Source organism: Streptomyces sp. AM25, from assembly GCF_058146165.1.
This window is the reverse complement of sequence record NZ_JBKIWN010000077.1, coordinates 1-7,421: the sequence shown is the minus strand read 5'-3', so window position 1 is coordinate 7,421 and position 7,421 is coordinate 1. Positions and strand designations below refer to the sequence as shown.

The 7,421-nt window shown below is 64.5% G+C and carries 4 protein-coding genes and 1 pseudogene; all 5 read left to right on the top strand.

The annotated features are described in order from the left end of the window. Positions 1-470 precede the first annotated feature (470 nt). The 5 genes and pseudogenes from ACLHRZ_RS36125 to ACLHRZ_RS36105 all read left to right on the top strand — a co-directional run bounded on the left by ACLHRZ_RS36125 (position 471) and on the right by ACLHRZ_RS36105 (position 6,550). The gene (locus ACLHRZ_RS36125) at positions 471-716 is read left to right on the top strand and encodes a hypothetical protein (protein WP_490422841.1); all 246 of its coding nucleotides are present in this window, start codon (positions 471-473) and stop codon (positions 714-716) included. Between the two features lie 157 nt (positions 717-873). Then, positions 874-1,981 (top strand): annotated as a pseudogene (locus ACLHRZ_RS36120) (IS630 family transposase). Between the two features lie 746 nt (positions 1,982-2,727). Next, the gene (locus tag ACLHRZ_RS36115) at positions 2,728-3,402 is read left to right on the top strand and encodes a C39 family peptidase (RefSeq protein ID WP_490422840.1); all 675 of its coding nucleotides are present in this window, start codon (positions 2,728-2,730) and stop codon (positions 3,400-3,402) included. Positions 3,403-3,569: 167 nt separating this feature from the next. Then, positions 3,570-4,586, top strand: coding sequence for a peptidoglycan recognition protein family protein (locus ACLHRZ_RS36110; protein WP_490422839.1), 1,017 nt, complete (start codon positions 3,570-3,572; stop codon positions 4,584-4,586). Positions 4,587-5,251: 665 nt separating this feature from the next. Then, the gene (locus ACLHRZ_RS36105; protein WP_490422838.1) at positions 5,252-6,550 is read left to right on the top strand and encodes a glycosyltransferase 87 family protein; all 1,299 of its coding nucleotides are present in this window, start codon (positions 5,252-5,254) and stop codon (positions 6,548-6,550) included. Positions 6,551-7,421 lie beyond the last annotated feature (871 nt).

Here is a 7,421-nt window from a genome sequence, read left to right as displayed (position 1 = left end):
ACGCCCAAAGGACTATGAATCAGCCCTGAGACCGCACTGCCCCGCGCCGGGAGCGCGACCTCCGGGCCAGTCGCCACAATTGATGCAGTGTGCATGCCATCGACTGGCTAGCGGCCTCCTGCGCGGCTGGTATGGCGGTCGCTCGTTTACTACCGCGTGGTGGAGGTGGACGCGCGTACGGCGATCGTTGCGGACCAGCGGGTCACTGGACTCTCGGGCGAGGTGATTGCCGGTCTCGCAGCAGAAGTTGGCCCGGTCTGGCAGGCCCGGCACGAGACCAGGCGTCTGCCCATCGGCGCTGACGGGCGGTCGGCTCCGGGGCTCCGGCCGCGCACATTTGCCGACGTGATCGCCCACATCGGTGCCACCGGACAGACCGCGATCATCAATGCCACGGAGATCCGTGTCCACCGGCCGCGGGCAGGCCCGGGCGCAACCGGTTCGCGGCCGGCAAGAGCAAGCAGAACGCGATGAAGGCCGCGGTCCTCACCGGCACCACCGGACGCCTGCTGTTCTGCGGCGAGACACGGCCCAGTGGCTGCACGGATATCACCCAGGCCCGCCATGTCGGCATCGCCGACCTCCTCGCCGACACCGTCCGCCTGCGGATCCTTGCTGACGCCGGACACCAGGGCCTGGCGGCCAGACCTGCGGACAGGTCGTCACCCCGCCCCGCAAACGCCGGGGAAAGCACCTCGAACACGTACAATGGCTGATGGCCCACCACGAAGCGGCCCGCTTCGCGCATGCCTCACACCGGATCCCCGTCGAACACGGCATCGCCCACCCTCAAAAACTGGCGCTGTCGAGTGCCGTATCAGGCAACGTTTGGGGTGCTGGAGTTCAGCGGTTCGGGTCGGGCAGAATGATCACGTGGCTGAGCGAGTGCGGGTCCGTGACATTGATGACGACGAAGGGCGGCGGCTCCTGCGGACCGTTCGTCGCGGCACGGGGTCGGTGGTGACATGGCGGCGTGCGCAGATAGTGCTGCTGTCCGCCCAGGGAATGAGCGTCACGAAAATCGCCGAGGTGCGGACCGGGTGCGTGATGTGATCCATAATTTCAACACCGACGGATTCGCCTCCATCTACCCGAAGTACCGAGGTGGACGACCGAAGAAGTTCACGCTGCCGGAGCGGCGCGAGATCAAGAAGATCGCCCTGTCGAAACCGGCGGAACACGGCCTGCCGTTCTCGGCCTGGAGCCTGGTGAAGCTCTGTAGCAGAGGGGGTGGCCGACGACATCAGCCACGAGGGTCTGCGCATCATGCTCCGCGAGGAAGGCGTCTCCTTTCAACGCGTGAAAACCTGGAAAGCCTCCAGCGACCCTGAATACGCCGTGAAGAAGGCCCGGGTCGAGCACTTGTACGCGATCGCCGACGGCGAGGTCACCCCCGATCCCGGTGAGCCTGAAGTCGTCTTCTGCGTCGACGAGTTCGGCCCCCTCAACCTGCAGCCACACCCCGGCCGGCAGTGGGCCGCACGCGGCGGGAAGCACAAGGACCCCGGTCGCGGTCCCCGGCCCCGACGGCGCGCGACCTATACCCGCCCGCACGGTGTCCGGCAGCTCTTCGCTGCATACGATCTGATGCAGGACAAGCTTTACGGACACATCAAGAAGACCAAGAACAGGTCGAGTTCTTGAGTTCTGCCGCTACCTGTGCTCCCTCCACCCGGCAGGTACACGCATCGCGATCATAGTCGACAACTTCTCTCCCCATCTCACCACGAAACACTGCCGCCGCGTGGCCGACTGGGCCGAAGCAAACAATGCGGAAATCGTGTACACCCCCACCAACAGCTCATGGCTCAACCGCATCGAAGCACAGTTCACCGCCCTGCGGTATTTCACGCTTGACGGAACGGACCACGCCAGCCATAAAGAGCAGGGGAGCATGATCCGCCGCTACATCATCTGGCGGAACCGCAACGCCAGCAACAAGAAGCTCCGAGCCATCACTATCAAGGCGAACGTTGCCTGATACGGCACTAGACAGGGTCGGCCGTTGTGCCGGGCGAGCCACACGCCGATGGCGTCGCCGTCGATGTGGCATGGCAGGTGGTCCAGGGTGGTGGCGTGCGGGAGGCCGCCGAGTCCAATCCGCACGCTCGGCAAAGGCGTCCGTGGCGAACCGGGGCGATGCCAGCCAAAGTGGGCGCCCGGCCCAGGGCCGCGAGCAGGCACAGGGCGAGCAATGACCTCAGCCGGTACGTACCTGCGAGTGCGAGATCCCCCCACCTGGTCTACAGTCAAAATGGCAGGCTTGTTGGCTGCAATGGTACCTCGCTGCTCCCGGGTATGGACTGCCCGTCTTTAAAGCGGCCGCATAACAACTGTGTACGAGTCTCCGGCATGAAGCAGGCCCGCGCCGAGGAGAAAAATATGTGCCATATGTAAATTAGCGACTGCTGCTGGTACAGCGCCGCCTTCATCGAACTGCTACTGCATGCTTCGGCGAGGTGAACGGGACTAACACCGATGGCTAGGCCGCGACTTCATCGGTGCCGATACCCACCAGATGCAGAAGACAGCGAATAAATCGGCGTGCATGACCAGCGTGATTAGTAACCCCTCGGTCAATCCCCCCATTTCTTCAAACTGCCACCATTGCCCAGACCTAATACCCGCCAAGGGAATGCTGCACGGTCTGAGCCGCCTGAAAGTCGTCATCAATACCAACTATTGAGTCCGGCCCGGCCGGCAGCGGAATCGATGGAGTGGTTTATCGTGAGCATCGCCAGAACACCGAAGCGTGCGTTTTTAGTTTTATTATCTGTTGTAGTTGCTTTTCTATTTTCCACCATCACGGGAGCCAGTGCTAAGACGAATGTGCCATGGTTTCATCAATCATTACGCAATGACTGCGAAGCAGCCTCGCTGCGGATGGTCCTTGCAGCACGGAATGTGAAGACCACAGACTGGGCTATTCTCCAGCGGATCGGAGTGGACCGCGCACATCCCCAGTTCGGCCACTCCGGAGCGAAATCAGGGGACCCCTACCGGAGTTTCGTCGGAGATCCGGATGGGTCGGAACTCCAGGGGACGGGGTTCGGCGTCTACTACCCGCCGGTGGCAAATGCTGCACGCTCGTACGGGGTGACCATCATTGCCGCTGGGCAGGGGATTTCTGTCGACCGGCTCCGCACAGAAGTATCTCAGGGGCACCCCGCAATAGCCTGGGTGGATTATCTGTGGCGGAACCTTCCCGTGCGCTGGTACACCGCATATGACGGCAGAAGAATCCCCTATGCAGGTCCCGCAGAACACACCGTGGTCATCACGGGGTTCTCCGGAGGGCGTTTCAGTATCAACGACTCCTCAAAAGGACAGTACACGGTAAGCGAGGACTCCTTCCGCGCCGGCTACGCCACCTACCAGAAGATGGCCGTCATCATCCGCTGAAGCCGACATGGTGAGAATCTTGAAGTCGGCCATCATTACCCGCTTTGCCTCCCAGGCCGGTTGAGCGTTGGGTAACAGGATCGCCCATTTCTCGATCGTGGCAGAAGCAGTGGTCCCACCCCGTCACGGGCTCCTATGGTGGCGCAACGCACTGAGCTACGCCCCCTATGACTGGGCAGCACCACTCCTGGCTCGACCGGCTGTCGGGGCCTTCTCGAGTGATGCCACCCGAGTCTCATCAGGTCCACGCGGCCCGACTTGCGTTTTCACAGATGCTGTCCGCTTTCCGTTCGACAGATCCGATCGCCCGAATAAGGTTCCCGTTCGGGCGATCGAGAACGGTAATAAGTGTGGCTGTGAGGCTTATTCGCGACCCAGACCCTGGGCCCGCCGGCAAACCTGCGACCCGCAAAGATACCGCGGGCAGAGATCACCCCGAACAATCCTCATTGCGGCGGATGGAGTGGATCGTGTACGCGTGCCGCTATCCGCCTGCGAGCGTAATCGTCAGTGGAGGGATAATGGGGAGCGCTTGGATCGAGCGTCGTAAATTAATCGCGGTCAGCATAGGGCTTTCCCTTTCCTCCGCTTTGGCACTTCCTGGTGCTTTGACGGGAGAGGATGGGGCAGCTACCCAGGGAGTGGCGGTGCCACGGAGGAAGTCTCCTGATAGTGAGCTTGAGTGGATGCCGGGTGCCGCCTGGAGAAAAATATCTTCAAATTTCGAAGTAGGTCACCGAGAAGCACAGAAGGGATTGATCCTTCACGTACAGGAGGGTGAAGGGTCTTTATTCTGGTGGTTTTCTGACCCTGATTCAAAGTCGTCATCTCATTTTTGGGTGTCACAGGCCGGTGAGATCGAACAATACGTATCCGCAAGGGACCGTGCTTGGAGTCAGGGCTCAGGCAATGCTGACTGGGTTTCGGTAGAGACGTCCGGGTTTTCACGTCAGCCGCTGACGCCGGCCCAGGTCGGCTCTGTTGCTTTAATCTACCTGTGGGGGCATCGGATCTTCAAATGGCCGCTGGCTGTAACAAATTCCGTGCGAGAGAGCGGGCTGGGCACTCATGCGATGGGAGGGCTCGGCTGGGGCGGCCATGATTGCCCTGGGGGAATGAGATCTGCCCAACGTGAAGCCATTATCAGGAAAGTGCGCAGTTTGGCGGGGGGTGAGAGCCCATAGCGGCAGGGCCTTCCCCCGTAACTCCGGGGTGCGACCCCGGCTGAGCAGCAGCGCGAGGAGGCCCCTGGGCTTCCCTTGCCATGCGATACCTGGATGACGGCGGACAAATTCGGGATGCCGTCTGCCGTCCCCGTCCCGATGTTTGGGAATCGCCTTGAATGCGTATCCGTTGGGATTGGGTTTCGTTTTATTCTGCAAGCCGGAAGGGGATTGTGCGATGAAAAATCGTCTCGCCTGGCCATGGAGGAGGGTTGCTGCTTTGGCCTTGGCTATTGGTGCGGCTGTTGCCGTTGCAGTAGCCCTGATTGCGGAGGCCTTCTCGACCGCACCTGTTTCGCAGCAGTTTGCCGCGGTTTTATTAACCCTGGGAGGTGCGGCCGTGGGCGCCACGGGTGCGTACCTGGAGGAACTTGCCCGAGGACAGCAGCGCGAGCGCGAACACGTGGCCTGCTGCGCCGATGGAGACGGCTGTCTTGCCCGCGCCCCCGGCGAAGGTGATGCGGAGCAGGCCGGGGCTGGCTCCGGCGACCCCGACGCCGGGGATGAGGCTTGTTCACGGCCCCTGGATCTGGGCTGCCTGCAGGCATGTGACCCCCGGAAACGCTGCAGGCCAAGACCGCTGTGAACAGGCCTCGATGCTGCCCTCGATGTTGCCGGAGGATTCGATGACCAGAGCGGGGCCGAGACCGTTCCCGCCCTGGCTGGCCGCACCCGGGCTGGCCGCCGCTGGCACCGCGATATGGGCGTGGCTGCTGTGGATGGACTGCTTCAACGCGTTCGGCTCGATGCCGGACCTGCGGGTGTACTACAACGGCGGCAGGACCCTGCGCACCGGCACCCACCTGTACACCGCGAACTTCACGTGGATGCACTTGAAGTTCACCTACCCCCCGTTCTCGGCGATGGTGTTCGCGGCGGCCTCGTACCTGAAGTTCGTCCACGTGCAAGCCCTGATGACGGCCGGCACCGTGCTGGCGCCGTTCGCGACCGCATGGCTGTGCTGGGGACGCCTCGGGCACCGGATCTCGCGCGGGCGGCTGGGCGCGACGCTGCTGCTGGGCGCGGCAGCGCTGTGGACCGAGCCGCTGCAGCAGAACCTTGCCCTGGGGCAGGTGAACGCCTGGCTGATGGTGATTGTGGTCGCCGACCTGTGCCTGCCCGACCGCTTCTGGGGCAAGGGGGTCGGGGTCGGTATCGCGGCCGGCTTCAAACTGGTTCCCGCGATCTTCATCTGCTACCTGTTACTCACCCGGCGCTGGCGCGCTGCCGGCGTGTCTGCCGGCACGCTGCTGCTCACCATCGCCGTGGCTTTAGTCCTGTCCCCTACCGAGGCGCACCAGTACTGGGGTGGCCTGTTCCTCGACTCCGCCCGCGTCGGTGCGGTCCAGTCACTCGGCAATCAGTCCCTGCGCGGCATGATCGACCGCGTCCTGCACGGCAGCGCCGCGGTGCAGGGCACGTGGCTTCTCTTCGCGGGCGCCACCGCCCTGGCGGGCCTGCTGCTCGCCGCCTGGCACCACCGGCGCGGCCACGAGGTGCTCGCTTTCTTCACCACGGGTGCCACAGGGCTGCTCATGTCCCCGATCTCCTGGTCCCACCACTGGGTGTGGATCGCCCCCGCGCTCATCATCCTCACCGACTGGGCCTGGCGGCGCCATGCGCTGAACGCACGGCTCCTGGCCTTCCTCGCCCCGCTCACGCTGCTGTTGCTCTTCGCCGCATGGCCGCGCTACCAGGGCCCGGCTGTCGGCACCCCTCCTCCGTCGGGGATCATCTGGTGGGTCCCCTATGACCACCACACCGCCGAGTACCACTGGCACGGGCTGCAGACCCTCCAGGGCGAGCTGTACACGCTGGTCGCGCTGGCCTTCCTCGCCGCCCTCGTCATGCACGCCGTGCGCCGTCGGCACACCGAACGCCCCAGCATGTCTGGCCCTGGCCCTGCCTCCGCCCCTGGGCGGTAGAGCCCCTCGGTGTCGGGCGACGGCGTCGCCGCGTCCGGCGTCGTTGCAGGGGTAGGTGACGCGCTTGCCGGCCTCGGCGAGGAACCTCGACCGCTCGGCGGGGGTGCCGTCGGCCATGCGCCGCCAGCAGGGCGAGGCGATGAGGGGTGCCAGGGCGACTGCCTCGGGGTAGATGACGGCGAACAGCCGGGAGGTGCTGTAGGCGGCGTACTCCTTCCTGTCCTGGTCGAACGGGACGAGGGCGGAGGTACGGTCGTCCCAGGTGCGCCAGGAGCGGAACTCCTGGCCGGGCAGGTGTCCGTCGGCCCAGATGTGCGCGCAGAGCATGAGGGCGGTCAGCACGGCGTCGTAGGTGGGCGGCCCAGCCGTAGCGCCGCAGGATGAGGAGATGGCGCCGCTGGGTGTCGGTGATCTCCGGTAGCTGGGCGAGGTCGGCGGCGGGGTGGTCGATGTCGGGCGGGCCGGTCCAAGCGCCATGCCGCAGGCAGACATAGCGGTGGTGCGGCAGGAGCCGCAGGACCCGGCCGCCCAGGTGGCAGGCGTCGCAGCGGTGACAGCCGGCCTGCGGCTGGTGCCGGAACACCCTCCAGTTCGGCGGCGGGTCACGCAGTTCGGGCAGAGCTCCGGCCAGAGCATGGACGGAGCGGCCGGTCAGCGCGGCAAGTTGTCCGGGGACCACGACGCGGCGGGCGGCACCGGGATATGCGGGCTGGGTGACCTGGGCCCAGAGTGTTTGGGGCGCAAACCATGGAGGGTGGCCAGGCGGTTGATGTAGGAGACCGAGCTTCCCCCGCTGTGTGAGAGGTGCTGATCAGCTGGTCAGGAGGGGGTGATGGGGTTTCAGGTGTGGGCGCTCATGGAATTGACCCGG

Coding starts and splice junctions, on each gene's coding strand:
- ACLHRZ_RS36125 (WP_490422841.1), top strand. CDS start 471: ATGAAGGCCGCGGTCCTCACCGGCACCACCGGACGCCTGCTGTTCTGC.
- ACLHRZ_RS36110 (WP_490422839.1), top strand. CDS start 3,570: ATGACTGGGCAGCACCACTCCTGGCTCGACCGGCTGTCGGGGCCTTCT.
- ACLHRZ_RS36105 (WP_490422838.1), top strand. CDS start 5,252: ATGACCAGAGCGGGGCCGAGACCGTTCCCGCCCTGGCTGGCCGCACCC.